Annotated in this window: 22 protein-coding genes and 1 tRNA gene; 5 read left to right on the plus strand and 18 right to left on the minus strand. The window is 55.9% G+C overall.

Translation table 11 applies throughout. The features are described 5' to 3' along the window. Positions 1-34: 34 nt before the first annotated feature. Positions 35-622: a putative metalloprotease CJM1_0395 family protein gene (locus tag D467_RS0111110; RefSeq protein ID WP_018917599.1), complete on the plus strand. Its 588-nt coding sequence runs from the start codon at positions 35-37 to the stop codon at positions 620-622. 9 nt (positions 623-631) lie between these two features. Here D467_RS0111110 and D467_RS0111115 read toward each other — a convergent pair whose 3' ends face one another. From D467_RS0111115 to D467_RS0111170, 12 genes are all read right to left on the minus strand, one after another. Next, entirely contained in the window at positions 632-2,404 is a 1,773-nt protein-coding gene (locus D467_RS0111115; protein ID WP_018917600.1) for a putative bifunctional diguanylate cyclase/phosphodiesterase, read from the minus strand. Between the two features lie 281 nt (positions 2,405-2,685). After that, positions 2,686-3,171, minus strand: coding sequence for a C40 family peptidase (locus tag D467_RS0111120; RefSeq protein WP_018917601.1), 486 nt, complete (start codon positions 3,169-3,171; stop codon positions 2,686-2,688). A 208-nt stretch (positions 3,172-3,379) separates the two neighbouring features. Next, on the minus strand, positions 3,380-4,009 hold the full coding sequence (locus D467_RS0111125) for a histidine phosphatase family protein (RefSeq protein ID WP_018917602.1): 630 nt from the start codon (positions 4,007-4,009) through the stop codon (positions 3,380-3,382). 52 nt (positions 4,010-4,061) lie between these two features. Continuing rightward, positions 4,062-4,877, minus strand: coding sequence for a phosphonate ABC transporter, permease protein PhnE (gene phnE / locus D467_RS0111130; RefSeq protein WP_018917603.1), 816 nt, complete (start codon positions 4,875-4,877; stop codon positions 4,062-4,064). 31 nt (positions 4,878-4,908) lie between these two features. After that, on the minus strand, positions 4,909-5,745 hold the full coding sequence (gene phnE, locus D467_RS0111135; protein ID WP_018917604.1) for a phosphonate ABC transporter, permease protein PhnE: 837 nt from the start codon (positions 5,743-5,745) through the stop codon (positions 4,909-4,911). After that, on the minus strand, positions 5,742-6,587 hold the full coding sequence (phnC, locus tag D467_RS0111140) for a phosphonate ABC transporter ATP-binding protein (protein WP_018917605.1): 846 nt from the start codon (positions 6,585-6,587) through the stop codon (positions 5,742-5,744). The genes phnE (D467_RS0111135) and phnC overlap by 4 nt, the downstream gene beginning before the upstream one ends. Positions 6,588-6,667: 80 nt before the next feature. After that, positions 6,668-7,633: a phosphate/phosphite/phosphonate ABC transporter substrate-binding protein gene (gene phnD / locus D467_RS0111145; RefSeq protein WP_018917606.1), complete on the minus strand. Its 966-nt coding sequence runs from the start codon at positions 7,631-7,633 to the stop codon at positions 6,668-6,670. Positions 7,634-7,758: 125 nt separating this feature from the next. Beyond that, positions 7,759-9,495 (minus strand): bifunctional diguanylate cyclase/phosphodiesterase, encoded by a 1,737-nt coding sequence (locus D467_RS0111150; protein ID WP_018917607.1) that lies wholly within the window; start codon positions 9,493-9,495, stop codon positions 7,759-7,761. 270 nt (positions 9,496-9,765) lie between these two features. After that, positions 9,766-11,685 carry an alkaline phosphatase D family protein gene (locus tag D467_RS0111155; RefSeq protein ID WP_018917608.1) on the minus strand — a complete coding sequence of 640 codons (1,920 nt, stop codon included), beginning with the start codon at positions 11,683-11,685 and terminating at the stop codon, positions 9,766-9,768. Between the two features lie 29 nt (positions 11,686-11,714). After that, positions 11,715-13,082: a sensor histidine kinase gene (locus D467_RS0111160; protein ID WP_018917609.1), complete on the minus strand. Its 1,368-nt coding sequence runs from the start codon at positions 13,080-13,082 to the stop codon at positions 11,715-11,717. Continuing rightward, a complete protein-coding gene (locus D467_RS0111165) occupies positions 13,079-13,753 on the minus strand; it encodes a response regulator (protein WP_018917610.1) in 675 nt (224 codons plus the stop codon). The genes D467_RS0111160 and D467_RS0111165 overlap by 4 nt, the downstream gene beginning before the upstream one ends. A 34-nt stretch (positions 13,754-13,787) precedes the next feature. Beyond that, a complete protein-coding gene (locus D467_RS0111170; protein WP_018917611.1) occupies positions 13,788-14,159 on the minus strand; it encodes a hypothetical protein in 372 nt (123 codons plus the stop codon). Between the two features lie 201 nt (positions 14,160-14,360). Here D467_RS0111170 and D467_RS0111175 point away from each other — a divergent pair, with 201 nt between their 5' ends. Next, on the plus strand, positions 14,361-14,837 hold the full coding sequence (locus D467_RS0111175; protein WP_018917612.1) for a PepSY domain-containing protein: 477 nt from the start codon (positions 14,361-14,363) through the stop codon (positions 14,835-14,837). 87 nt (positions 14,838-14,924) lie between these two features. Here D467_RS0111175 and D467_RS0111180 read toward each other — a convergent pair whose 3' ends face one another. Then, a complete protein-coding gene (locus D467_RS0111180; RefSeq protein ID WP_018917613.1) occupies positions 14,925-16,274 on the minus strand; it encodes a Glu/Leu/Phe/Val family dehydrogenase in 1,350 nt (449 codons plus the stop codon). Positions 16,275-16,384: 110 nt separating this feature from the next. On the opposite strand from D467_RS0111180, the gene D467_RS0111185 reads away from it, so the two are divergent. Next, positions 16,385-17,434 carry a DUF1853 family protein gene (locus D467_RS0111185; RefSeq protein ID WP_018917614.1) on the plus strand — a complete coding sequence of 350 codons (1,050 nt, stop codon included), beginning with the start codon at positions 16,385-16,387 and terminating at the stop codon, positions 17,432-17,434. Between the two features lie 80 nt (positions 17,435-17,514). On the opposite strand, the gene proB is transcribed toward D467_RS0111185, so the two are convergent. The 4 genes from proB to rplU all read right to left on the minus strand — a co-directional run bounded on the left by proB (position 17,515) and on the right by rplU (position 20,663). After that, complete coding sequence (gene proB, locus D467_RS0111190) at positions 17,515-18,654, minus strand: glutamate 5-kinase (RefSeq protein WP_018917615.1); 1,140 nt, start codon at positions 18,652-18,654, stop codon at positions 17,515-17,517. 75 nt (positions 18,655-18,729) lie between these two features. Further along, complete coding sequence (gene cgtA, locus D467_RS0111195) at positions 18,730-19,920, minus strand: Obg family GTPase CgtA (protein WP_018917616.1); 1,191 nt, start codon at positions 19,918-19,920, stop codon at positions 18,730-18,732. A gap of 141 nt (positions 19,921-20,061) precedes the next feature. Next, on the minus strand, positions 20,062-20,319 hold the full coding sequence (rpmA, locus tag D467_RS0111200; RefSeq protein WP_018917617.1) for a 50S ribosomal protein L27: 258 nt from the start codon (positions 20,317-20,319) through the stop codon (positions 20,062-20,064). 32 nt (positions 20,320-20,351) lie between these two features. Then, positions 20,352-20,663: a 50S ribosomal protein L21 gene (gene rplU, locus D467_RS0111205; RefSeq protein ID WP_018917618.1), complete on the minus strand. Its 312-nt coding sequence runs from the start codon at positions 20,661-20,663 to the stop codon at positions 20,352-20,354. 320 nt (positions 20,664-20,983) lie between these two features. Between rplU and ispB the strand changes: the two genes are divergently transcribed. Both ispB and D467_RS0111215 read left to right on the plus strand, forming a co-directional pair. Further along, the gene (ispB, locus tag D467_RS0111210) at positions 20,984-21,988 is read left to right on the plus strand and encodes an octaprenyl diphosphate synthase (protein ID WP_018917619.1); all 1,005 of its coding nucleotides are present in this window, start codon (positions 20,984-20,986) and stop codon (positions 21,986-21,988) included. 88 nt (positions 21,989-22,076) lie between these two features. After that, positions 22,077-22,153 (plus strand) — tRNA-Pro (locus D467_RS0111215). Positions 22,154-22,356: 203 nt separating this feature from the next. Here D467_RS0111215 and D467_RS19700 read toward each other — a convergent pair. Then, entirely contained in the window at positions 22,357-22,815 is a 459-nt protein-coding gene (locus D467_RS19700; protein ID WP_208596481.1) for a YbjQ family protein, read from the minus strand. Between the last annotated feature and the right edge of the window lie 9 nt (positions 22,816-22,824).

A 22,824-nucleotide genomic window follows, 5' to 3' on the forward strand; every position in this document is an offset into this window, starting at 1 on the left:
AATAACGTAATGACCCAAACGGCGGTAACTGCTTATGGGCACGACCATTAATGCTTTTCCCCCGATTGGGGCAGCGTACACGACGATTTCCCATCGTGGATCGTCAACGACGGACGACACCGAAAACACCGAAAACACGCTAAAAGCGCCTTCCATCTCCGAAGACGAAACGGCCAAAAAAATTGGTGAGGCGACGGCACCCACACGCCCCGACGGCACGCCTTTGGCTCCTGAAGAGATTCAGTTGCTTGAGCAGTTGAAACAAACGGATCGCGATGTCCGCCAACATGAAATGGCCCACCAGGTCACAGGCGGCTCGTACACCGGCGGCGCCACTTACGAATATGAAATAGGCCCCGACGGGAAGCGCTACGCCGTGGCTGGTGAAGTGCCTATCGATTATGGCCCCATTCCGGGTGATCCTCAGGCAACGATAGAAAAGATGCAGACAGTGATTGCTGCTGCACTGGCACCAGCCGACCCGTCACCCAAAGATTTACAGGTAGCCGCTCAAGCCCGGCAGTATTTATTGGAAGCCAAGCTTGAGGCCGCACAGCAACAGAGTGAGATGAACAAAGCACGTGGCCCCGAGCCTGAAATAGCTGCCGGCCAAGCGGCTTAACCCACCCACTTAAGAAAGGCGTGTTAGCGCCTGCCAATCGGCTTGGTGCGGCCATTGCGCTACCCAGGCGGGTATTGCCTCTGCGGGCATGGGTCTCGCAATCCCAAACCCCTGGGCCAGAAAGCAGCCTAGTTTCATCAGCGCCTTGGCATGGCCCAATGTTTCTACCCCTTCCGCCAGCATGGGCCGGTTAAAGCGGTTGGCCATATAAATAACGCTTTCCACAATGGCCATATCGTTGGGGTCACTGAGCATATCGCGCACAAAGCTTCGATCAATTTTGATCAGATTCACCGGCAGCTGGCGTAAATGGGTCAGCGATGAAAAGCCGGTGCCAAAGTCATCGATGGCAAACCCCACTCCCAATGACTGGCAGCGCGCTATATTCTTAAGCGCCGCCTTTATATCGTGCATGGCAGCGCTTTCCAGCACTTCCAGCTTCAGCATCCTGGGTGGCACATGCGAATAGCGCTCTAACAGCTCGCCCAGGCGCTGGCTAAAATCGCTGGTCAGCAGGTGCGTTGGGCTAATGTTCACACTGATTGGTATCGAAATACCCTCTGCTTGCCACTGAGTGAGTTGATTAAGTGCCTGCGTCAGCACCCACTCGCCCAAGTCTATTTCAAGCGAGGTGGTATCAATCGTGGATAGAAACTGCCCAGGCGACAGCAATCCCTGCTCAGGATGCTGCCAGCGAACGAGCGCCTCAACGCCAATAATTTGACCGCTACGCATATCCACCTGAGGCTGGAAATACAGGCACAGCTCATCGTGATTAAGCGCATCGATAAAGCGCTGGCGCTGTTCATAACGTACCTGGAGCAACCGGTCCTGGTCAGGATCAAAGAAGTGATAGGTATCACGCCCACGCTGCTTGGCACGGTACATCGCCTGATTGGCATGGCGCAGCAGCACATCTCCCTGAACATGGTCGCGAGGATAAAGCGTCACCCCCAGGCTGACCGTCAGGTAAATGCTCTGCCCCTCGATCACGATGGGCTGACGAATTGCCGCCAGCAGCTTTTCAAAAAACATATTATCCACACCGTGGTGCAACAGCAGGACAAACTCATCGCCGCCCACGCGGGCTAATACATCGTCGCCATACAGCAGATGGCTAATACGCTGAGCGAATGAGGAGAGTAGGATATCCCCCATTTGGGCGCCCAGACGTTCATTTATCGTTTGGAAAAAATCAATATCCAGCGAGCAGATGGCAAGCGGCAACTGCTTTTGATCAGCATGCAGAATCGACTCCTGAATCAATTGCGTTAGCAGCTGCAAATTCGGCAGGCCGGTCAGCGCATCAAAATAAACCTCCCGGTTTAAATGCCGCGCATGAGAGGGAATCGCCGATAAATCTGACAACACGATCACGTGATGATCAACGCGCCCCTGATCATCGTGCACTCGGTTAATCGACATCATGCCAGGATAATACTGTCCGTCATGGCTTCGATAACTCACCTGGTGCTTACTACGATCGCGCAGCCTAAGCTCTTCACGTACCAGCGGCGTTCTACGGCTATCATCCAGCGGCAAAATACTAAAGGCTTCCGGCGTCTTGTCACTGACCTCATCAAGGGTCAGCCCCGTGAGTTCACAAAAAGCCGGATTGACGTCAATTACCCGATTGTCCTTATCGGTAATAATGATCGCTTCGTTGGCAAACAAAAACGTGGTGTCGGCAGGAGAGCAACTTCCCTGCGTGCTCTTGGCTGGAATAGCATCCACCTGGCGCTGAAAAGGCGTCTTTTGCGGCACGTCGGTAGGCGGATACATGGTATTGCTCCTTGGTCCTTGCGCATGTAAAGCGTGTGCTACCAGGCAGCCTCTCTACTGCCGTTTACGCGCTTTTTTATAGACGGTGATGAGACAGTCTACCACCGTCGGCCAGTCCCGCGCCCTAGACCTTGTTAGATGTTTTCATACATTAAGATTAGCTTATTCGACCTAGGAAAAATGCTTAAAAAGCAGCCTAGCGCACCCGCCAGCTTAGGCCGTATTAAGGTAGAACGGACGATACGCTAGAGGGTAGGACGGTACGCAGAAACGGTCGGGGGTCAAGGCGCAAGCGTAGCCGCACCTAAAAAGCGCTGCTGCCAATAGTCGATGTCCAAGGGGACACTGACCACGGCGCGGCCACTTCCAGGAGCATGAATCATTTGCCGATTGCCACGATAGATGCCCACATGGGTTGCCTTGCTGCGCTCGCCAAAAAACAGCAGATCACCGGGTTTGGGCGTGTCGGCCGCGGGAAGGGCCCGAAACTGTTCATCAGCGGTGCGCGGTACACGCATACCGGCGGCGCGATAGGCCAATTCCACCAGCCCTGAACAATCCAGGCCATCGGGGGTATTGCCGCCAAAACGATACGGCGTGCCGATCGCCTGCTGCGCATGCGCCAGGATCAATACACGCTCCATGGAGAGACCTTCCTGAGACCCTGAAGGCGGGAGCTGAGAGATGTCAGTGCCACGGCTGGCACAGCCTGAAAGCCACATTAACAACATCAAAACGAACGTAAGTTTTCCCAACGTGACGGGCATTGGCGACTCTCCTTGTGGCAACGCCTCTTATCATGGCGCAAACCTTGTGGTGTCGCCAAGCGTAACTAGGTTCTATCTGAAAATTTGGCGAGCGAAGGCAAGACAAGGCAAAAATCGGCGAAGAAACGGAGTTTACAGGTTGTAAATGAGTATTCTGAGCCGATTTTTAACGCCGTATTGTCGAGCGTAGGCACTTTTCAGGCAGAACCTAGCGCCCAATCCACTCAATAAAACTGGTTTCGCCCATCGCATGCTTTTCATGGCGCACACGGCTCATTGCAGCGTAGGGTAAATCCATCGCCAATACGCGCCCCAACGGCTGCTCAAGTACCTGGCGCAGCAGGCCGTTGCAGACAAACAGGTGGGCCACGACCAGCACATGTTTACCGGGCGGATTGGCCAATAGATTGCGCCATACTTCAGCCAGCCGGTGATCAAAGGCGTCAATGGCTTCACCTTGCGGTGGTGAAACCGTCGCCGGGCTATTCCAGAAGGCGCTCATGGGGGCGGTGCCCTCCTCGCTGAATACCTCTGCGTGGGTTTTACCTTCCCACTTTCCCAGATGCAGCTCAGCAAGGTCATCCTCGATCTGCACCGGCAGCTCAAACTCTTCACCCAGCCACAGCGCAAACTCACGGCAGCGCATTAACGGTGACGTCACCACCGCATCATAGGGTGGCCTGCCGTCGACGGTATGGCGCATCACGGCATCAGTGACCTGCTGCCAGCCGGTTTCACTTAGCGGATGGTCGGTGGTGCCGCGCAACATACGCCCGCCCACGGGCTCACCGTGGCGCAATAAATCAATCGTCGTAACGCTTGCATCAGGAAAACGCATCCTGGGTCCCTCATCTGGTACATGTCATTTAAAAGCTTGTCATCAAACCGCTTTAAATAATCGCATGGCGCACGCGCGCGGATATCCACTCGGAAACCAGCACCGTCGCGAAGATCATCACAAAAATGACGCTGACCTGGTTCCAGGCGAGGGTATTGATCGACGCATTGAGCTGTAAGCCGATACCGCCAGCCCCGACCAGCCCCAGCACCGTGGATTCACGAATATTGATATCCCAGCGATAAACGCTGATACCCGCGAACGCCGGCATGACCTGAGGAAGGACGCCATAGTTCATGATCTGCAAACGGCTGGCGCCGGTCGCGCTGATCGCTTCAACGGGCGTAGGGTGAATTTCTTCAATGGCCTCATAAAGCAGCTTGCCCACAAAACCGATAGAACGTAGCGCAATGGCAATAATGCCGGCCAAAACGCCCGGTCCCAAAATGGTGACCAAGAGCATCGCCCAAATCAGCGAATTGATAGAGCGTGACGAGACAATCACCATTAGCGCCAGACTACGCACCAGCGGGTGAGGCGTTGTGTTGCGCGCGGCGAGAAACGCTACGGGAAACGCCATCACAATACCCAGCGCCGTGCCGAGCGTGGCGATATTCAGAGTGTCCCACATCGGCTTCCAGAGGATGCTGGCGTACTCCCACTTGGGTGGCATCATCCGGCTGAGAAGATCACTCCCCTGGCGGCCGGCGTCTTCCACAAACACCCACATCGTATTGTCGGAAATCACCTTCCAGCAAAGCAGGAACAGGCTGATTCCCAAAAGCCATGCGCCAAACTGCAGCCACTGAGCGCGCGTGGTACGCAGTCGCCAGACAGGTATCCCGTGTGGGGAAGTCGAAACAGGCATATCAGTTCTCCAAAATTACCCGGCCTGGGTATTACTGCGTCCAACGGCGGACGTGGCTTGAGCTGTATTCACACAGCAGCACAATGGCGATGATGATCAGCAGGATGGCGGCCGAGGTATCGTACTCATAGCGGCTAAGCGATGTGTTCAGCGTGGCGCCTATACCGCCGGCGCCGACAATGCCGATTACTGACGACTCGCGGAAGTTGATATCCAAGCGGTACATGGAAAGCCCGATCAGGCGCGGCATGACTTGCGGCTGAATCGCGTGATTCATGGTCTGCCACCAGCTGGCGCCGGTCGCCCGAACGGCTTCTACCTGACGCCAGTCAAGGTCTTCAATATCTTCCGCCAGCAGCTTGGCCATAAAGCCGATGGTGGCAAACGCCAGCGTCAACATCCCGGCCAATGGCCCGAAGCCAAACATCACCACAAATAGAATCGCGATGATGATTTCCTGAAAGGTGCGCGATACGGCGATGATGCTACGACACACCACGTAAACCGGCAGCGGCGCAATATTGCGCGCTGCACCCAGGCCCACAGGAATGGCCAGCATGACGCCGATAACGGTAGACGTCAGCGTCATAGTCAGGCTTTCGATCAGTCCGTCGACGATATCGCCGCTGCGGCTCATAAAATCAGGCTGAGCAAACGCGCCAATAAAGCGCAGGCCGCGGCTGGTGCCCTCGGCCACACGCGCCCAGTTAACCTCAACAGAGGCAAGCGCCAGAATTAAATACACCACGACGCCCAAAGCGATAGCCCAGCGTAACCATTGGCGATGGATCAGCGGTAGCCTGCGCCACTGTCCTTGGCGGGCCGCCTGTTGGCGGGCGTCTAAATACGCCTCGGCGTGCTCACTCATGGCGCGACTCCGCTCGCCATGGCGCCAGTAATATCCCGGCGCTCATACTGGGCAGGCGTGGGGTCGCTTTCAGGCTCATCAACCGACTCCGGCGACGTATCCCAATCCTCTTCACCGTAAATAGTGGTCAGGATATCGCTGGTCAGCTCGTCAGGGCGGCCATCAAACACGATCTGGCCGGCCCGTAGCCCCACAATCCGGTCGGCAAACTGCTGGGCAAGCGCCACATCATGGATATTGATGATCGTCGCCAATTCACGCTCAGCACACAGCTCGCGGATCAGACGCATAATCTGACGTGAGGTTTTGGGGTCAAGGCTTGCCGTGGGCTCATCCACCAGTAAAAGCTTGGGGCTCTGCAGCAGCGCTCGGGCGATGCCCACACGCTGGCGTTGGCCACCGGACAATGCATCGGCGCGCTTATCGATGGCATGAGGCAGGCCTACCCGCTCAAGCAGACGAAAGGCTTCGGCGACGGCGTCCTGAGGATAGCGGCGCAGAAAGCTGCGCCAGAAGCCCACATAGCCAAGCCGCCCCGAAAGCACGTTTTCCATGACCGTGAGGCGGTCAACCAGCGCATATTCCTGAAAAATCATGCCCATTGAGCGGCGCGCCTTGCGCAGCCCACTACCTGAAAGACGGGTAAGCTCTACATCGTCCAGACGAATGCTGCCCTGGGTAGGTTCCACCAGGCGATTCACACAGCGAATCAGCGTACTTTTGCCCGCACCGGATGGTCCGATCAGCGCCATCACCTGCCCTTTGGGCAGCGTGAGTTCGATATCGGTGAGCGCACGATCTCCGGTGGGATAGCGCTTGGTAACGCCGCTGAGTGTCAACATCGTTCTACCTCATATACATAATGTAACGGCCAGAAGGGGTTAATCTCCTGGCCGAATGCCTGCAAAAATTATTGGCTTACTCAGTCGCAGTCGTACGTCACGCCGTTGGCATCAGCGATAGTACGAATAACCGCCCACTGCTCTTCGTAGGTGATAGGGATGAACTGTGCTTCACCGGAGTTGGCAAATTCTTCCTGCAGCGCAGAGCCTTCCCAGTCGTAGCTGAAGAACGCATCCTGAATTTTCTCAGCAAGCTCTGGGTTCAGGTTATGCGCCAGACCGTAGCCCGTGGTGGGAAAGGTTTCAGAGGTGTAAATAATCTCGTAGTCGCCTTCATTGACCACACCGCGGGCAATCATGCGCTTGCCTACCGAGTTGGCAATGGCGGCGGCGTCGTAGTCTTTATTCACTACGCCTAAAATGGAGTTATCGTGGGAACCGGAGAAAGCGGTCTCGAAATCTTCGCCAGCTTCCAGGCCATATTCAGAGCGCAACAGCGCGGAAGGCGCCCGGAATCCTGAGTTGGATGTCTCAGAAGTGAACGCCAGTTGGCGGCCTTCCAGATCTTCAACCGATGCAATGCCGCTACCTGGGTAGGTGATAATTTCCATCTCGTAACCGAAGCTTCCGTCATCGGCGGCCATGATGGCAAACGGACGGAAACCGCCGCAGTTCACGGCAACCGGTACACCGCCGGTGTTAAAGCCTGCGACATGCAAACGGCCAGCACGCAGGGCTTCCTGCTGTGCAGCGTTGGACTGCACCGGGAAAAACTGGACTTTTTTGCCGGTCTCCTCACTCAGGTGATCGAGAAAATCAGCCCATACATCGGCGTAAACCGCCGGGTCTTCAACCGGGGTATAGGCAAAAATCAACGTATCGGGGTCGACCCACTGCGACTCGTCACTCGGCGTATCCGCCACCATATCGCCATCGTTATCCACGTAGCGCGTAGAAAGATCTGCTGAGGCATTGGCCGCTACCAGAGCAAAAGCACTGATGACAGCCGCGCTGATCAAAGTGCGGGGCAGAGACAAAGAGTGCATAGATCACCTAATGTGTTGTTCGAAGATAGCGCTATCCTGCACACACAAGATGACAACCCTAAGACACTCTAATGACTAATTAATGACGCATCAGAAAAAAACGATAAAGATCAAAGCGCCTGGAATTAGCAGGTGCGACGCTCCACAAACATGCTGTTACCTACGATCTTCTTGGCCTGATGCTTTAACTCTGAAAGCTGCGCGGCAATATCCAGTGCTTTGCAGGCGGCGGGTTCGATAACCGGTTTAACGGCAACAGAAACGCTTACAAAGGAAAAAAAGCTCACGCTGCCCTGACGGTTTTCAATCGAGATGCCGCCTTGTTCACGGTCACTATCCTCATAAAAGCCCGGAGCCATTACTTCAAACGAGTCCAGGATTTGCTGACATACGCTTTCCCAATGGCTTAACGGCAGCAGCATCATAAAATCATCGCCGCCAATATGGCCGATAAAGCCGCCCGCGGTATCTACCTGGGCCTGAAGCAAGCGGGATAAGGCAATAATGACATGATCGCCGCGAGCATAGCCGTACGCATCGTTAAACGCCTTGAAGTTATCCAGATCAACGTAGGCCGCGGCAAAGCCCTGCTCGGCGGCAAGATAATTGGTCAGCGTCTCATTGATCAGTATGTTACCTGGAAGCCCGGTGAGCGGATTGGCATGGCGTGCCTGACGCACCTGTATAGCGGTAATCTCACGCAGCAAATCAATGATGCTGCCCATCCCCAGGTAATCATCGTTGGCGTCCACAATCACGAAATCCTCCTGTTCGATGTCGTGACTGTCGGTTAACTGCTGGCTCAATACTTCAAGCGGGGTATCCGCATTGGCCACCAGCGGCTTGGCGTCCGCGATATCCCAGACGCGGCGCTTGGAATAGAGCGAATGGCTATACGGGTTGGTGAACAGGGTTAAAAAGGCGTTACGTCGCACTACCGCCATAGGCTTGCCGTTATCCACTACCGCGACACAGCGCAAGCTCGTGTTATTTCTAAACCGCTCGGCCAATATAGGCACCGAGCAGTCGGGCGAGACGGGCTCAATCATGCGAAAGATAGAACGTGCCGTGCGCCCAGCAGGGCTAGATAGCTGGTGAGTGGCAGGCAGCAGGGTATGCAGCTGCAATGGCGGCTCAAAGCTTGGCCGGGCAAAATAGAACCCCTGCAGAAGCGCTAGGCTGCGATCCAGTTCCCACAGGCAGAGATGTTCAGCCGCGGTTTCCACACCCTCAGCTATCAGCTGGCAGTCGAGGCTACGCGCCACGTCTAGTATCGAGCGTAAAAACTCCCGCTTGGCGGGCTCCTGATCGATACCTGAAATAAAGTGCCGGTCGAGCTTGACGAAATCAGGGCGCAGCTCCGACCAGTGGCGCAAGCTAGAATGCCCTGCCCCGAGGTCATCAAGTGCCACCTTAAACCCCATATCGCGGTAGTGATCGACCGCCTGGCGCATTAACTCGTAATCGTGAATCGGCACATGTTCGGTAAGCTCGATGACCACCCGTTCAGGCGGCAGCCCGCTTTCGCGGATAAACCCTAGCGTTAGCCCTTCCTCAAAATCGCGCTCAACGATAGTCAGCGGCATGACGTTTAAAAACAAAAGACCAGGAAGCTCAAGCGCAGCAAAGCGGCGAATGGCCAACCGCCTGCACAATAGATCCAACTCAACTAAAAGCCCCGCCTGCATAGCCACATCAAACAGGCGCAGCGGCGAATGAAGCGGCGACGTTTCAGGCCCGCGAATCAGCGCTTCGTAACCATAAATGGCCTGCTGGCTCGCATCCACGATGGGTTGAAACAACACATGCAGATCTTCTGCTTCAATAATGCGATTAAGCCAGTGTGCTTCTTGAGCGGTCATATGTGGGTTGCCTTATCAAACGTCATGAGGGCTATTTTTTTAAGACTATTTATAAAGGTTTTTAGTAATGACGATTTGCGCTCAGGCGTGAGTTCGGCAAGACAGCTCGTCTAGGAGCGTCATTAAAACGGCCTACAGGAGTGCGCATAACCAAAATTCAATATCGACCTTAAAGCCTGTTAATAAAGGCTTTTAACGCGAGCTTTCTTATCCGCCAGCGTGCGACATTTTTATGACATTGGTATGACGCTTAGCGGGCTAAAGATAGCCTTACTGCTGTAAATCAACGGGCGGTGGGAAGACGACATCGTTACCGTTGACATCCAGTTGGCGAATATCTACTGGACGACCCTCGTCATCCAGTGTTACCAAGCCAATGCCGCTGGCATTCCATAGCCGTTCCCCGGCACTGGCTGCACTGGGGTCGCGGGGGTGAATACTCAGCTTACGGCGCTTGGTAAACCAGTTAAGCGGCGACCAGGGCGCGTAGAGCCAGCGGTTAAGCCGGTCAAAGGTGTTTAACAGCTGCACCGGGAAGGTATTCTTGATGCCGCTGGAGGTCACCTGCCATAAATGCGGCGCGCGCTTTTGGCGGCGAACAATAATGTCGTAGGCAAACGAGTAGTGCACATCGCCGGACAGAATCACGTAGTTGCCCGGCGTTTTTGAGTGCCGCCAGATTTGCAGCAGCACGTTGGCCGCCCCGCGGTGGGCCATCCAGTTTTCGGCGTCCACCACCAGCGGCTTGCCCACCCAGGTAAACAGCTTTTGAACGCCCTCGATCAGCTTTACTCCAAACATGGGCGCCGGCGAGACAATCACGGCGCTTTTACAGCCCAGCAGGGCCTGTTGCATTTCCATGAGCGCCTCCCAATCCATTAAACCGGAAGGATGTTTGGGGCTACGCTCGCTGCGCCAGCGGCGAGTACGGGTATCCAGCACAATCAAGGCAGGCGTGCCGGGCACCTGAAATTCCCAGCCCTGAAAGCGCAATAATCGCTCGATCAACGCATCCTGCTGACTAATCGAAAGCGGTCCTGTCTCATTCAATAACTCAGCTGCCTGCTCGATCAGCGGGTTGAGCTTATCCGGTGCATTGCCCCACCCCTGACACAGCAAATAGGCCACCAGCGCGTTGCCGATAATGCGTTTTGAAAACGGATGACCGTAGGCGCAGCGTTCCCAATCGGCGGTCAGGTTCCAGTCGTCGGTGACATCGTGGTCATCAAAAATCATCAGGCTGGGCAGATGGGCCAAAAGCCTTGCGCACTGCGGTAAGCCTGCCACAAAGTCATCCACAATGGCCTGCTCCTGGCGGTAGTTCTCGGTGTCCTTGGCGTTAAGGGCAGGCTCATCAGGCGTCATGATCTGCCAGGGAACCGGCGACCAGACGAGACAATACATGGCAAGCATTTCCGCCAGCGTCATCAGATGATTAGACGCATTGGCCGAGGTGAATACCGGCTTTTTCACCCCGCCAAAAAAACGCTCGCGCAAGGCCACGTTACTGGTGATATCGGGCAGCAGGGCTTCACGGCGGTAGTAGCTTTCAGGGGCAGCGTAAAGCGCCTGGCTATCCTTGACCGTCGCCCCCTCAAGCAGCTCGTCTACCAACCCCAAGCGCTCAATCAAGGTATGCGCGGCGCGCAGCATGGGGCCTGCCACATCATCCACATAGACCTGGTCGCCGGTCATCAGCAGCCACGCAGGCCATTCGGTAGGCGCTTGCTGCCTTTCGGATAGAAAGTGGTCAGCGCGCACTAGCCCATCGGCGCTGGAATGGTGAGGTTTACGGCACGAGCCGTGCATTAGCCGATGATGGCGCGAGGCGATGACAAATGCCGGGTAGGCCGCGCCTTCATAACATAGCCAGGGCGCCCAATCGGGCAGGGCCTGCCATTCGCCTTCCGTCGTTTGAACACGCAGGTCGTATTCAATGCGCTCGCCGGTGGGCAACGCCTGGGGTAAGCGAACGTCAATCAGATAGATAAAAGCGTGTCGACCAATAGGCAGGCGCTGGTGATGGCCGTTTACATTAAACCGCTGCTCGTCGCGATCCCCGGGGCGCAGTACCAACGACATCGCCAGTGGGCGCGAGGCAACCAGCCACATTACCAGGCGTGTAGGGCTAATACGCCGTAGCAGCGGGCCCACCAGCACATCAGGCAGTGCATTATCCACAGCGGTCATAGCGTTCGCTCTTTATTAACCACGAGTTGTTAACCACGGGCCACCACAGGAAGTTCGATAGAGACCTTTAACCCTCCCGCCTCGGCGCGTTGGAGCTGCATGTCACCTTGGTAGAGAGTGACGAGATCTGCCACGATTGCCAGACCCAGGCCGCTTTGTGAACGCTGCTCATCCAAGCGTTTGCCACGCTGAACCGCTTCCTGACACTCGGCTTTCGTCATACCGGGGCCGTCATCGCTCACGGTTAGCTGAAGGGTCAAATCCACTGACTGCACCTTAAGCGTTACCTCATGGTTTGCCCAACGTAGCGCATTATCCAGCAGGTTACCGATAAGCTCCTGAATATCCTGGGTATCCATATGCACTCGCGGCTGACTTTCCCAACATTGATGCAGGGTAATACTACGCCGCTGCGCTAGCCGGCCCAGGCCACTCAATAAGGGAGAAAGCGTGTAATACACATCAATCGGCGCAAAACGCCCGCCTTCACCGGCGGCGGAAGCCCGCGCCAAGTGATGCCGTACGGCGCTGTCCACTCGGGTTAATTCGACGTCCCAGGCGCCCCGGCGCTCTTCAGGCAGTTGACGTACCAACAGGCGCATCACGCTTAACGGGGTTTTCAGCGCATGGGCCAAATTGCCAGCCGTATGTCGGCCACGCTCGATCAGCCGCTGGTCACGCGCCAATACAGCGTTCATGGAAGCCGCGAGCGTGGCCAGCTCATCAGGAAGATCAACGGCCAACTGCTCGGCCCGCCCCTGCTCGACATCTTTTAAATTAGCCTGCATACGCCGTAGCGGCGCAAGCCCCCAACGCACCTGCAGACCGAGTACGCCCAGCAGCAGCGCGCCCAAGCCCAGCAGCCCCAGCCACAGCAAACGCTGGAACTCATGCATATCGCTGACCAGCTCGTCATCCCGGGCGCCGACGCTAACATGTAGCGGTGCTTCTAAAGGCGCCAGATAGATATCGCGCTCCACCACGCGCAGTGATTGCTCCCGCGGACCTGTCACTTCACGACCGCTGGTTTTTTCATTATCGGTTACCGGCAGGCGCTGATCCCACAGCGAGCGCGAGGTAACAGAGTGCCCCTGCTGGTCAGTAATCTGCCAGTACCAGCCTGAAAACACCTGATCAAAGCGTGGGTCACCCAGCGCCCGCTCATAGCGCAGCTGTTGAGTGAAAGGATCAAAGGCAACGCCTGCAATTATCACATTTAGAGTGGCTTCAAGCCGCTCGTCAAAAGACTCCGTCGCGGCCTTTCGGTAGTGGTGTGACAACAGCGTACCCGCCACCGGCAGGGCAATCCCAATCATTAGTAAAACGGCAAGCAGCAGCCGCAGACTAATCGAGCGGCCCGACCAGCGGGTTCGCCATGAGGGCGTAGGCTTACTCATTGATCGTCTGGCGCTTCAGCCAACAGGCGGTAACCCAGCCCTCGAAGTGTGGCAAACCGCCAGGCGCCCAGCTTACGGCGCAGCCGGCTTATCTGTACATCGATAACGTTTGAATCGGGCTCGTGATCGCGGTCGTAAACGTGCTCGGAAAGCTCGCTTCGACTCACCACACGCGGCGCGGCGTGCATTAAATAGCTCAGCAGACGTGTTTCCTGGGCGGTGAGCCCTACCGGCCTTCCCGCGAGCGTGACATGCTGGGTATGGGTATCCAGGCTGATTTCGCCGACTTTAAGTACGGGATGCGAATGGCCATGACTGCGGCGCACCAAGGCACGCAGGCGAAACAATACTTCAGCGGATTCAAAAGGCTTGGTGACGTAGTCATCTGCCCCGGCAGTAAAACCGGCGGCTTTATCGGCCCAGCGTTCACGGGCGGTTAATATAAGCACCGGCAGATCGATACCATCTTCACGCCAGGAGGCGAGCCAGCGGGTGCCGTCACCATCGGGCAGGCCCACGTCGAGAATCAATGTATCGTAGGTTTCCGTGCGCACCAGAAAGTCGGCCTCCTGGCCGTTTTCTGCATGCTCAACCAACCAGTCACCATCACGCAGTGCCTGGCTAAGCTCGCGCGCCAACGCCTGGTCATCCTCTACCAGTAAACACTTCATGTTATATGCCTTATGCGGGCTTGATTTGACAGATTCAGGGGCGGCGCATTTCGTTGATACGCACACCCTCAATCGACATCAGCTGACCGCTGTGACCATCAAATTCAAACTCTACCACCTGATTTTGAGGGCCCAGCATTTTTATTTCATACTCGACCGCGCCTTTTTCACGCTCAACTTCTACCTCTAATACCTCACCGATATAATGCGCGTCCAGCCAGTCCAGTATGCTTTCTAACGATACGACATCGCCACGCCGCACTTCGCCATGCAGCGCTTCCCAGTGCTGATCGCCCACGGCGCTACCCGAAAGCAGCGCAGCCGAGAGCGCCCCGCCGCCGATAAACAACATCAGGTGCTGACGGGATTGCTTGAGCAATATGTTAAAACGCGCAAGTGCTTTCATAGGACAAGGATGCCAAAGGCAACATGAATGCCAGATGAACGGCTCGTTCAGTCTGGGGAAATAAGGGGAGTGCTATAAATACTCTGTCACATTCACGAAATGTCGCATTCACGAAATGCCATTACTTGCCTCAAGCATTTAACGACTGAAGAAGTAGTTAAAGACTAGAGAAGTATTTAAAGACTAGAGAAGGATTTTGCCATGAACGCCATGAAGAAAATGCTGTTGATCCCGACTTCGGCCCTGCTGTTGGCTGCGGCGGTAGGTAGTGCTCAGGCAGACTCGCTGCCCATGGATCGCATTGACGACGTCTTAACCCACGCCTCAGAGTACGGGTTCAGTCATTATGAAGAAATTAGCATTAAAAGCCGTGGCCGTGCTGAAGTAGAAGGCTGGCTGGACGATGAGTGGTATGCCGACATTGAGTTTTCGCTCGATAACGGTGAAACGCTACAAGAGAAGCGTGAGCGTTTAATTACCGGTGCGTGGGGAATGAGCGAAGACGATATCCGTCAGGCGCTTGAGGTAGCGGCTCAAGAAGGCATGGTCGAGTTTGAAGACCTGGATATCGATAAAAATGGCATCATCGATATCGAAGGACGTGACGAAAGCGGCCGCGAGCTTGAAATCAGCGTACGTCAGGGCTCTTCTGAAGTTACCCAGATCGACCGTGATTAAATAATTGTGATTAAAGAACTGTGATTAAAGAACAGTAGCTAATCGTTAAGCGGGCACCTTGGGGCGCCCGCTTTCGTTTGCCTGCGCTTAACGGCAATCCAGACAGTTACCGCGTGCCATAAGGGCATCGGCAATACGCTCAATGCCCTGGCGGTAAGCGGCCTGCCGATAGGTAATGTTTTCCTGCTCGGCGCGGGTCAAGACGCTATTCGCTTCACTGCTTAACCGCGCATCCAGACGCTGGTTCACATCCTCTTCGCTCCAGGTTTCTCCCGCCCGGTTTTGTAGCCACTCAAAGTAGCTAACGATTACTCCCCCCGTATTGGCCAGTACATCGGGCAATACCGGAATATCGCGCTTGGCTAGTGCAGCGTCAGCGTCACTGGTGAGCGGCCCATTGGCGATTTCCAGAATCGCCCCCGCTTGTACTGCTTCGACGTTATCGCAATGAATCTGGTTTTCCAGCGCGGCGAGCACCAGAACATCCACGTCCAACGCCAGTAGCTCCTCCCCGCTGATTTGCGTACCGGCCTGACTTTTGGCCAGCTGGCCGTGCTGGTCTTTGTCCTGTTTAGCCGCCGCGACGTCCAGGCCGTCAGCGCTGTAGATCGCGCCGCTCGAGTCGGAAAGCCCAACGATCTTATAGCCCCGCTCACTGGCTAAACGGGCAAAATGGTACGCGGCGTTGCCAAACCCCTGCACAGCCACAATCGTTTCCTGAGGTTCACGCTCATTCTGCTCGGCCCATAAATCCAACACTTTTAGTGCCCCCCGGCCGGTCGCCGAGACGCGTCCAGGCGAGCCGCCCAGTGGCAGCGGTTTTCCCGTTATCGCTGCGGGCGCATGGGCACGCACAATATGTTCGTACTCATCGATCATCCAACCCATGACAATGGCATCGGTGTTAACGTCCGGCGCGGGAATATCGCGGTCAGGCCCCATGATATCGGCAATCGCTCGAATATAGCCTCGCGCTAAACGCTCGCGTTCAAGCGCCGAAAGCGCCTTGGCATCGACCTGGACGCCTCCTTTGCCGCCACCATAAGGCAGCCCCACCACCGCGCACTTAACCGCCATCCAAAAACTTAACGTAGTGACTTCGTGCTGGTTAACATCGGGGTGAAAGCGTACACCGCCCTTGGCAGGCCCTAGGCTTGTATCGTACTGCACCCGCCACGCGGGAAACGCTTTCAAGCTGCCGTCATCCATGCGTACAGGAACGCTTACCTGAAGCGACAGGCTCGGTTGCATTAAGCGCGCCTGGGCGTCAGGGTGAATGTTCAATTCCTTGAAAACATCTTCAAGACGCGAACGCGCATCTTCAAACAGCGATGCGCCGGTTTGCGGCGTTAAGGCTTGCGGGGCGGTCTTCTGTGCCTGGCTCTTCGAGGCGTTTTTGTCTTTCGCTTTGGCCTTTTTCGATTTGGTCTTGCCCATTCAGCACGCTCCTTTCCTTGGCGGGTGGCGGTTATCACGCTAATGTCGCTGTATAGGAAAGCGTAGCAGCTCAGCGCCGGTTAAGAGCACCACCTTTAAAGGAGAACTTCTTGCTGAATGCCCCGCCTGCTGAAGGCGTTTACCGCGAACGCTATCCTTCGTCAGAACTGCCGTCGTCAGGGTCGCCTGTACTCTGTGATCTGGCATGGCTTGCGCTTACGCCTGACCTTATTGAACTGCCCCCCCCCATTCCCGAAGGCGGGCGCCCGACGCTTCACGAACTAGGTTTAGAGCGCCATTTAACCGCCTGGCTTTCAGCGCTTACTCCCGCATCGCTTGCGGCGGTCAACCATCAGCAGGCAACGCGCATGGGCCATTATCACGAACGGCTGTGGCATCTTTTGTTAAACACCGCCCCCAATACGTGCCTGCTCGCCAAGAACGTGCGGATTTATCATAAGCGCATCACGCTGGGCGAGCTGGATATGGTCTACCGCACGCGCGACAATCCGGCGCCGGTGCATTTGGAAGTCGCCATCAAGTTTTATCTTGGCTTGCCCGAAGGGCATGGACCGGCGAACAGCCTAGACCGCTGGATTGGCCCGGGAGGGCTGGATAGCCTGGCGTTGAAATGTGCTCACTTGCGCCACCACCAGCTGCCGCTTTCCACCACACCGCTGGCGCTTGCCACGCTTGCACACTGGTTAACCCCACGCGACACGATGCCTTACTCACTCAATGCGGGTGAGTTTCTTACCCATCGCATCGCCATGCCCGGCGTGCTGTTTTATCCCTGGCATACGCCATTGCCCGCCCCTCAAGGGGCAACGCTTAACCACCGGCGTGGCTTATGGTGCTTTTTACGTGACTGGCCCGCGCTTATAGATAGTTTGGTGGATTGCTCGATGCATCGCTCAAGGGAGAGCCTAGACCCACCGACACGCATGGTCTGGCTGCGTAAGCCGCACTGGTTAGCGCCGCCCAAGGTTGAGGATTTTGAGCCAATCGCCGCAGTAATGCCGGGCGTAGAGCGCTTGATTGAGCAATACGGGCCGCAGCAGGTGATGCTGTATATGCCCCATCAGCAGCGTGTTGAACGGGTGTTTATCGTGCCCAATAGCTGGCCCCGCCAAGTGCCGCTACCTTCACGCATGCAATAACGGTCGATATAAAAACGCCGCTTACTGATCACAGTAAACGGCGTTTTGTATTGCCTATTTTCAGTTAAAGCGCGCTTGCGCTAGATCACCACAAGGTTATCGCGGTGAATAAGCTCATGGGCTTCTACGTAGCCTAGAATCGCTTCGATCTGGTGGCTGGGCTGCCCGACTAACAGGCGTGCTTCCTCAACGCCATAATTGACCAGGCCCTTGGCGACGGGTGTGCCCTGCTCATCAACGCAGACCACCATATCGCCACGTTTGAAGACCCCTTTAACGTCACGCACGCCCACCGGTAGCAGGCTGGAGCCTTTTTCACGCAGGACTTTTATCGCCCCGGCATCCAACACCAGCGTACCGCGCACCTGCAGCTGGCCCGCCAGCCAACGCTTACGCGCCGCCATAGGCGCCTGCTCAGGGTGAAGTAACGTGCCTAGCGCCTCGCCGCTCATAATGCGAGTAATGACGTCAGGCTGACGGCCGCTGGCAATCACCGTCACCGCACCTGAACGCGCGGCAAGCTTGGCCGCACGCACCTTGGTGCTCATGCCGCCCCGTCCCAGCGCCCCACCACTACCCGCCACGGCGGCAAGGCGTGGATCATCGGCACGCCCTTCGGCAATCATCTGGGCATCAGGGTTATGGCGCGGATCGGCGTCGAACAGGCCTTCCTGGTCGGTAAGCAGCAATAACGCATCGGCTTCCAGCAGGTTGGCCACCAAAGCACCCAGCGTGTCGTTATCGCCAAAGCGGATTTCATCGGTGACCACCGTGTCGTTTTCGTTGATCACGGGAACCACGCGCATTTCCACCAGCGTACGCAGGGCCGATAGCGCATTCAGGTAGCGCTTGCGGTTGGAGAGATCGTCATGCGTCAGCAGAATCTGCGCCGTGAGCATATCGTGGCGGGCAAAATGCTGCTCATAGCACTGGGTAAGGCCGTTTTGACCCACGGCCGCCGCGGCCTGCAGTTCATGCACCGCACTTGGGCGTGCCTGCCAGCCTAAGCGCACCATGCCGGCCGCGACGGCACCGGAGGACACCAGCACCACTTCGATACCCTGCTGATGCAATTCGGCCACCTGGTCAACCCAGCCGCCGATGGCCGCTTCATCCAGGCCACGCCCGTCATTGGTCAGTAGCGCACTGCCAATTTTAACCACCACCCGGCGAGCGCGGCTTAGCGCATGGCGGCCGCCCCCCAGCTCATGACTCTCCATCCGTTTCTACCTTATCAGGCACGTTATTAAGTACGTTGACCGTCAAGCGCTAGCAAGCCACGCAAGCGTCTTTTCTCAAGGCGCGTATTCGACCTCAACGTCGTAATCATCGTCATCGAAATCTTCGTCGTCTTCGTCATCAGGCCGCTTACGACGACGCCCCAGACGCTCTTCGATGCGGGCTACCGACTCTTCTTCCATACGGCGACGCATTTCCTGCTCGCGAGCCAACGCGTCTTCATCTTCGTTCTCAAGGCGACGCTGCTCGGTCAGCCAGCGGTACGCGGCCTGAACCAGCTTGTCCGTGCCTTCACTGCTAATCGCCGAGATACGGAACACCGGGCCTTCCCAGCCAAGCGCGTCAATAATCGCTTGGGCGCGTTCTTCACGCTCATCTTCCGGCAGCAGATCAAACTTGTTCAACACCAGCCAGCGCGGGCGCTCGGAAAGCGCCGGTGAGAACTGGCCAAGCTCATGCACAATCGCCTGAGCGGCTTCTACCGGGTCAGACTCATCAAAGGGGGCCACATCCACGACATGAAACAGCAGGCGCGTACGGGTCAAGTGCTTTAGAAAGCGCAGCCCCAGGCCAGCACCGTCAGAAGCACCTTCGATCAGCCCCGGCACGTCCGCCATCACAAAGTGCTCATGCATCCCCAGCTTTACCACACCCAGGTTCGGCACCAGGGTGGTAAACGGATAGTTCGCCACTTTGGGCTTGGCCGCTGAGACCGAGCGAATCAGCGTCGACTTACCGGCATTGGGCATACCCAGCAGGCCAACGTCCGCCATGACCTTCATTTCAAGGCGGAGATTACGTCGGTCGCCTTCGGTACCCGGCGTGGTGCGTCGCGGCGCACGGTTGGTAGACGACTTGAAGTGGATGTTGCCCAATCCACGACGCCCGCCTTCAGCCACCAGTACTACCTGGCCAATTTCGGTGACATCCGCAATGACTTCTAATGTGTCGACATCAATGACGGTGGTGCCTACCGGCACTTTGACGTGCAGGTCGTCACCGGCTTTACCGCTCATTTGGCGGCCCATGCCGCCCTGACCGTTTTGCGCTTTATAAAAACGCTGGAACTTGAAATCTACCAGCGTATTGAGCGCATCGTCACCAATCAGGTAAACGCTACCCCCGTGACCACCGTCACCACCATCGGGGCCACCTTTAGGCACATATTTCTCGCGGCGAAAGCTCAGACAGCCATTGCCGCCATTTCCCGCCTCAACAATAATCGAGGCTTCATCGACGAACTGCATAGATTTCTCCCGGCCGCTTCCGCCGCCCTATATGCAACACTCCTGCCTCCAATAGTCGGGCAAGAGGGTTTAAACAGACAAAAAAGCCCCGCCATAGCGGGGCTTTTTTTCATTAACTACGCTCTACGCAACCTGAGTTGCTTATTCAGAAACGATGCTAACGAATTTGCGGTTTTTCGGGCCTTTGGTCTCAAACTTCACAAAGCCTTCGTTCAGTGCGAACAAAGTGTGATCACGACCTAAACCTACGCCAGTACCAGCGTGGAAACGCGTGCCGCGCTGACGAACGATGATGCTACCGGCGTTCGCTGCTTGGCCACCGAAAAGTTTAACACCGAGGCGTTTGGATTCGGAATCGCGACCGTTACGCGTGGAGCCGGCTGCCTTTTTATGTGCCATTGCAAAATTCTCCTATCAGGGAATGTAACCGCTTACGCGGAAATTCCAGTAATTTTGACTTCAGTGAACCACTGACGGTGGCCCTGACGCTTCATGCTGTGCTTACGGCGACGGAATTTAATGATCGTCACCTTGTCACCGCGGCCATGAGAAACGATTTCAGCAGAAACCTTGGCACCACTGATCAGCGGCGCGCCAATGTTGAAATCATCACCGTCTGCAACCAGCAGCACTTCATCAAACTCAATCGTTTCGCCGGTAGCGACTTCGATTTTCTCGAGCTTGAGGGTCTGACCTTCTTGAACGCGGTACTGCTTGCCACCGCTCTTGATAATTGCGTACATGTCGCTCTCCGGACTTGTCGTTAATGCGGTTATGCCCTGCATAACCAGCGCTCATCACTTACGCTCTTTCGAGTCGTGCTCTTCAACCTGCTGCGAGTGGCGCCCCTTTTGGCAGCCATCTGACAGGGAGCATGATGAGTGGGTCGCGGATTATAACGACAATCGCCTTCTACCACAAGACTACAGGCCGTTGTCAATTGATGTTTGTTGTTTGCTGCGCAAGACATGCCTTGAACGCGCCTTGACGCTTACCCGGTAGCCCCATAGCATGACCTCAATTTAGGGGCGCGCCCCTCCACCTGCCGCGATGAACGGAACCCATGACCGCCAACGTCTCCCCAACCCCGACTGCCAGCCCAACGCCCTCACCGCTGCACGCCGTGGTGGCAGATGACTTTGAAGCCGTCAACCGGACGATCGTTGAGCAGCTCACCTCGAAAGTCCCGCTCGTTGAAACCATCAGCCAGTACATTATAGAAAGCGGCGGCAAGCGTTTGCGGCCCATGCTGGTGCTGCTAGCAGCTCGCTCACTGGGCTATCAGGGCGACAAGCACATCACATTGGCCACGCTGATCGAGTTTATGCACACCTCGACGCTGCTCCACGATGATGTGGTCGATGAGTCGCACATGCGGCGCGGCAAAAAAACCGCCAACGACGCCTGGGGCAACGCGCCTTCGGTACTGGTCGGCGATTTTCTCTATTCGCGCTCGTTTCAGCTGATGGTGGATGTAGGTTCGATGGAGATCATGGCGATTCTCTCCAGCGCCACCTGCACCATTGCTGAAGGCGAAGTGCTGCAACTGACCAATATCGGCAACCCAAGCATTTCCGAGGCGGACTACTTCGAGACCATTCAGGGCAAGACCGCCATGCTGTTCGAAGCTGCCACCCACAGCGGCGCGGTACTGGCAGAGGCCACCGCCGAGCAGGCCGAAGCGCTCAAGCTTTACGGCCGCTACCTGGGCCTCGCCTTCCAGCTGATCGATGACCTGCTGGATTATCAGGGCGATGCCGACGCCATGGGCAAGAACGTCGGCGACGACCTGGCCGAAGGCAAGCCCACCCTGCCGCTGATTCACGCCATGGAGCAGGGCACACCAGAACAGGCCAAGCTGATCCGCCAGGTCATCCGCAAAGGCGGGCTTGAGCAGCTCGATGAAGTGCTGACGATTATTCACGCCACAGGCGCGCTTGAGTACACGCGTAAGCGCGCCGACGAGATGGCCGATAAAGCGCTGGCGCAATTAGAGTTCCTTCCGCCCAGCCCTTACCGTGACAGCATGGCTCAACTCGCCCGTCTGGCCGTTGACCGGCAAGCATAAAATTCGCATTCCAGCGGTGCCGGGGCTTGATAAAAAGCCCCTAACTGTGTAAGATTCGCCCCGTTGTTGAGCACTGCCCAGCAACTTTCGGAATATAGCTCAGCTTGGTAGAGCGCTGCCTTCGGGAGGCAGAGGTCGTAGGTTCGAATCCTGCTATTCCGACCAAGAACACTATTAAAAACGGCCACTTAGCTCTTTGAGCAGGTGGCCGTTTTTTGTTGGGCAAGCCCTAGTTTCCAGCTGTAATTCTAAGCGCGCGATGCACTTGGCATTGCTTTTAACACCCACGGTCTACACCGACGAGACAAAGGTTGCTTCTGTATCCCTGCAGCATATTTACAAGACGAGCATCAATCAACTGCGAACTACTAGTAGTATTTACCGTCGTATTTTTCCAGCTTCTCTACATTATCAATTCTTATTGCTGTTCCACTCGTAAACGGTGCAGCCCACGAAAATGCAGAGGGCGACCTCCCTCCTTTTACCCCCACTACCGCATTTGCTCCTACTTTTCTTGCCTCTTGAACTAGAAGTGGATATAGGGTTTCAACGCTATCGTATCCAGTTCTTGCATTTGCTTTTACGTGACCGACCACCTCATATCCAATGTCCGTTGGAACGGTAGACGTTGTTACATATACTGGGTCAGTCGTCCAATTTTCTTGAGAGATAGCTGGTGCTGACGACGAAGAAACAGAAGCGCACCCAGTAAGGCAGGCGAGAACAGCTAATGTTGAAATCAAAGTCCCCTTGGACATTTTTTTATTTCTCCATTTATTTATTAAACTGACAAGTATTTTATTTAGTGATTGTGTAGCTCCCGGCATAGCATGGAG

This window comes from Vreelandella zhanjiangensis DSM 21076, from assembly GCF_000377665.1.
GTDB lineage: Bacteria > Pseudomonadota > Gammaproteobacteria > Pseudomonadales > Halomonadaceae > Vreelandella > Vreelandella zhanjiangensis.

What these genes read in the sequence shown, in the direction of transcription:
- D467_RS0111160 (WP_018917609.1), bottom strand. Translation starts at nt 13,082, where the DNA reads ATGAGTAAGCCTACGCCCTCATGGCGAACCCGCTGGTCGGGCCGCTCG.
- D467_RS0111110 (WP_018917599.1), top strand. Translation starts at nt 35, where the DNA reads ATGGGCACGACCATTAATGCTTTTCCCCCGATTGGGGCAGCGTACACG.
- D467_RS0111150 (WP_018917607.1), bottom strand. Translation starts at nt 9,495, where the DNA reads ATGACCGCTCAAGAAGCACACTGGCTTAATCGCATTATTGAAGCAGAA.
- phnC (WP_018917605.1), bottom strand. Translation starts at nt 6,587, where the DNA reads ATGTTGACACTCAGCGGCGTTACCAAGCGCTATCCCACCGGAGATCGT.
- rpmA (WP_018917617.1), bottom strand. Translation starts at nt 20,319, where the DNA reads ATGGCACATAAAAAGGCAGCCGGCTCCACGCGTAACGGTCGCGATTCC.
- ispB (WP_018917619.1), top strand. Translation starts at nt 20,984, where the DNA reads ATGACCGCCAACGTCTCCCCAACCCCGACTGCCAGCCCAACGCCCTCA.
- D467_RS0111170 (WP_018917611.1), bottom strand. Translation starts at nt 14,159, where the DNA reads ATGAAAGCACTTGCGCGTTTTAACATATTGCTCAAGCAATCCCGTCAG.
- rplU (WP_018917618.1), bottom strand. Translation starts at nt 20,663, where the DNA reads ATGTACGCAATTATCAAGAGCGGTGGCAAGCAGTACCGCGTTCAAGAA.
- D467_RS0111165 (WP_018917610.1), bottom strand. Translation starts at nt 13,753, where the DNA reads ATGAAGTGTTTACTGGTAGAGGATGACCAGGCGTTGGCGCGCGAGCTT.
- D467_RS0111175 (WP_018917612.1), top strand. Translation starts at nt 14,361, where the DNA reads ATGAACGCCATGAAGAAAATGCTGTTGATCCCGACTTCGGCCCTGCTG.
- proB (WP_018917615.1), bottom strand. Translation starts at nt 18,654, where the DNA reads ATGGAGAGTCATGAGCTGGGGGGCGGCCGCCATGCGCTAAGCCGCGCT.
- D467_RS0111115 (WP_018917600.1), bottom strand. Translation starts at nt 2,404, where the DNA reads ATGTATCCGCCTACCGACGTGCCGCAAAAGACGCCTTTTCAGCGCCAG.
- phnD (WP_018917606.1), bottom strand. Translation starts at nt 7,633, where the DNA reads ATGCACTCTTTGTCTCTGCCCCGCACTTTGATCAGCGCGGCTGTCATC.
- D467_RS0111125 (WP_018917602.1), bottom strand. Translation starts at nt 4,009, where the DNA reads ATGCGTTTTCCTGATGCAAGCGTTACGACGATTGATTTATTGCGCCAC.
- D467_RS19700 (WP_208596481.1), bottom strand. Translation starts at nt 22,815, where the DNA reads ATGCCGGGAGCTACACAATCACTAAATAAAATACTTGTCAGTTTAATA.
- D467_RS0111155 (WP_018917608.1), bottom strand. Translation starts at nt 11,685, where the DNA reads ATGACCGCTGTGGATAATGCACTGCCTGATGTGCTGGTGGGCCCGCTG.
- phnE (WP_018917604.1), bottom strand. Translation starts at nt 5,745, where the DNA reads ATGAGTGAGCACGCCGAGGCGTATTTAGACGCCCGCCAACAGGCGGCC.
- phnE (WP_018917603.1), bottom strand. Translation starts at nt 4,877, where the DNA reads ATGCCTGTTTCGACTTCCCCACACGGGATACCTGTCTGGCGACTGCGT.
- D467_RS0111180 (WP_018917613.1), bottom strand. Translation starts at nt 16,274, where the DNA reads ATGGGCAAGACCAAATCGAAAAAGGCCAAAGCGAAAGACAAAAACGCC.
- cgtA (WP_018917616.1), bottom strand. Translation starts at nt 19,920, where the DNA reads ATGCAGTTCGTCGATGAAGCCTCGATTATTGTTGAGGCGGGAAATGGC.
- D467_RS0111120 (WP_018917601.1), bottom strand. Translation starts at nt 3,171, where the DNA reads ATGCCCGTCACGTTGGGAAAACTTACGTTCGTTTTGATGTTGTTAATG.